At 76.9% G+C, this 2,736-nt stretch carries 3 protein-coding genes; 1 reads left to right on the top strand and 2 read right to left on the bottom strand.

All coding sequences use genetic code 11. The features are described from left to right. The first annotated feature begins 224 nt into the window (after window positions 1-224). Window positions 225-1,130 (top strand): tRNA pseudouridine(38-40) synthase TruA, encoded by a 906-nt coding sequence (gene truA, locus B4M60_RS01980; RefSeq protein ID WP_291079784.1) that lies wholly within the window; start codon window positions 225-227, stop codon window positions 1,128-1,130. A 38-nt stretch (window positions 1,131-1,168) separates the two neighbouring features. On the opposite strand, the gene B4M60_RS01975 is transcribed toward truA, so the two are convergent. Continuing rightward, entirely contained in the window at window positions 1,169-1,906 is a 738-nt protein-coding gene (locus tag B4M60_RS01975; RefSeq protein WP_291079783.1) for a CPBP family intramembrane glutamic endopeptidase, read from the bottom strand. Next, window positions 1,903-2,736 (bottom strand): oxidoreductase (locus B4M60_RS01970; protein WP_291079782.1); only part of this gene is annotated, 834 nt, incomplete at its 5' end. The genes B4M60_RS01970 and B4M60_RS01975, both read right to left, overlap by 4 nt.

The raw sequence follows: 2,736 nt of genomic DNA, 5'->3' as shown, positions 1-2,736 counted from the left end.
GCGGACCCGGTCGCCGCGGGGCCGGGGGCGCGGGGCGGGGCCTCGTCGTCGTCGCCGGTGGCGCAGGCACCCAGGGCCAGGGCGACGGTCACGCCGGCGGTGAGGAGCGCGGCGGTGCGGCGGGGGGTGGGGGGAACGGACGACGACGACACGGTCCCATCGTGCCGGACGCCGCGGCCGCCGTGTGGCGCGGTGTCGCGGGCGTGGTCTAGCGTCTGTAGTCCGTGAGCACCCGCCGGATCCGCCTGGACGTAGCCTACGACGGCACCGACTTCTCCGGCTGGGCACGCCAGCCCGGGCTCCGGACGGTGTGCGGGGTGCTCGAGGAGCAGCTCGGCACGATCTTCCGGCACCCGGTGACCCTCACCGTGGCCGGCCGCACCGACGCCGGGGTGCACGCGCGCGCCCAGGTGTGCCACCTCGACGTGGACCCGGCGTGGCTGGACCAGCGCTCGGTGGACGGGCGGCCCGGGGCCCTGGTGCGCAGGCTCGCGCGCCTGCTGCCGGCGGACATCGCGGTGATGGACGCCCGCTGGGTGCCGGGGGAGTTCGACGCCCGCTTCTCCGCGCTGCGCCGGCACTACGAGTACCGACTCACCACCGCGCCGTGGGGGCCCGACCCCACCCGGGCGCGCGACACCGCGGCGTGGCCGCGGCGGGCGGAGCTGGCGGCGGTGCAGGAGGCGTCGCAGCGGCTGCTGGGGCTGCACGACTTCGCGGCGTTCTGCCGCCGCCGGGAGGGAGCCACCACGATCCGGGAGCTCCAGCGCTTCGACTGGCGCGCCGAGCCCGACGCGCGGGGCCCGGACGCGCCGGGGGCGGCGGAGGTGTGGACGGCGTCGGTGAGCGCGGACGCGTTCTGCTGGTCCATGGTCCGCAGCCTCGTGGGCGCGGTGATGGCCGTGGGGGAGGGGCGGCGGTCCGTGGAGTGGATCTCGGGGCTGCTGCGGGAGACCGAGCGGTCGTCGGCGGTGCCGGTGGCGCCGGCGTGTGGGCTGTCGCTTGTCGGGGTGGACTACCCGGCGGAGGCCGACCTCGCGGCCCGCAACCTCGCCACCCGCGAGGTGCGCCCGGCGCCGGGCGCGGGCGACGGCGCCGGGCTCGGCGGCGGGGACTGCTGCGGCGGCTGAGCCCGCGGGCTCGGACCAGCCGGCTCGGACCCGCCGGCTCAGACCCGCGCCGCGTCGAGGATCGGGCCGAGCGCGAACAGCATGACCATCGACCACGCCACGTGCGTGATGATCGGCCCCAGCACCCCGCCGGTGCAGCGGCGCTGGACCGCGGTGACCAGCCCGAGGATGACCGCGGCCAGCACCAGCAGCGGGATGCCGGCGGTGGCGGTGACCGCCGCGTAGACCACCGTGGTGACCAGGACCGGGCGGATCCGGGAGGTGGCCGAGTACACCGCGCCGCGGTGGAAGCACTCCTCCGCCACGCCGTTGACCGCGGTGAGCAGGGCCACCAGCGCCAGGTTGCCCACGGTGGCATGGTCGAGCAGGGCGTCGACGGGGTCGCGCAGCGGCTCGATCCGCGCCACGACCAGCGCGCCCAGGCAGAACAGCGCGGCCAGGGCGGAGGCGGCGAGGATCGAGGACGCCACGGGCCGGCCGGACCGGTACGGTTCGCGCCCCACCCGGATCGGGCCGGAGGCGAACGCCCCGGTCAGCCACACCGCGGCCAGCAGGGCGGTCGCGGGGTAGAACATCGAGTCCCCGGCGGGGATGCGCAACGCCCACGCGTTGACGGCCGCGCCCAGCACCAGGGTGACCACGACCACGGCAAGGCGGCGGCGCGTCGGCGGCACCGGCGCGGTCTCCATCTGGCCGGTCCGGAAGGCCTGCCGGTAGCGGCCGGTGAGCGTGTCCGGGGCGGCGGTCCCGGGCCCGGACCCGGGCCCGGTGCTCATCGCGCCGGGCGGGCGCGCCAGACCGTGGGCGGGCGCACCCCGGCCCAGTCCGCGTCGGACGGCAGGAGCCGGGCGGGGTCGCCGAGGGGGTCGGCGCCGGCCCACTGCGCCGGGCGCGCGGGCCCGTGCGGCACCCGCAGGGCCTCGCGGAGGGCCTGACGGTAGGGGGTGCGGCCGCCGGGCGGGGGTCCCAGGACCTCGTCGGCGTCGTCGACATGCACGATCGCCTCGCAGCGCAGCGATTCCACCAGCGGCCGGGCCAGGCCGGGCTCGAGCGGGGTGACCAGTCCCATCCACAGCGAGGACAGCTTGGGCGTGAGGACGGGGACGGGGACCATGAGCCGGCGGTGAAGGCCGGCCTCCTCCGCGTAGATCTGCATCATCTGCCCGTACGTCAGCACGTCCGGCCCGCCCACGTCGATGGTCCGGCCGTCCGCGAGGTCGCCCTCGAGCGGGCAGGTGGTGGCCGCGGCCAGGTAGTGGACCACGTCCCGGACGGCGATCGGCTGGATCCGGTTGCTGACCCACTTGGGGGTGACCATCCCGGGCAGTCGGGTGGTGAGGTGCCGGATCATCTCGAACGAGGCGGACCCGGAGCCGATCACCACCCCGGCCTGGATCACCAGCGCGGGCACGGTCGAGGCCAGCATGATCCGCCCCACCTCCACGCGCGAGCGCAGGTGCGGGGACAGGTCGGACTCGTCCGCAGGGTGCAGCCCGGACAGGTGGACGATCCGCCCCACCCCGGCGGCCTCGACGGCGCGGACGAACGCCTCGGTGGTCTCGCGCTCCTCGGTCTCGAAGTCCGCGGAGTGGCCCATCGAGTGGAC

The organism is Dietzia sp. UBA5065 (assembly GCA_002415925.1).
GTDB lineage: Bacteria > Actinomycetota > Actinomycetes > Mycobacteriales > Mycobacteriaceae > Dietzia.
Note: the sequence above shows the minus strand (reverse complement) of the source record. Positions and strands in the feature narration are given on the sequence as shown.

What these genes read in the sequence shown, in the direction of transcription:
- B4M60_RS01975 (WP_291079783.1), bottom strand. Translation starts at nt 1,906, where the DNA reads ATGAGCACCGGGCCCGGGTCCGGGCCCGGGACCGCCGCCCCGGACACG.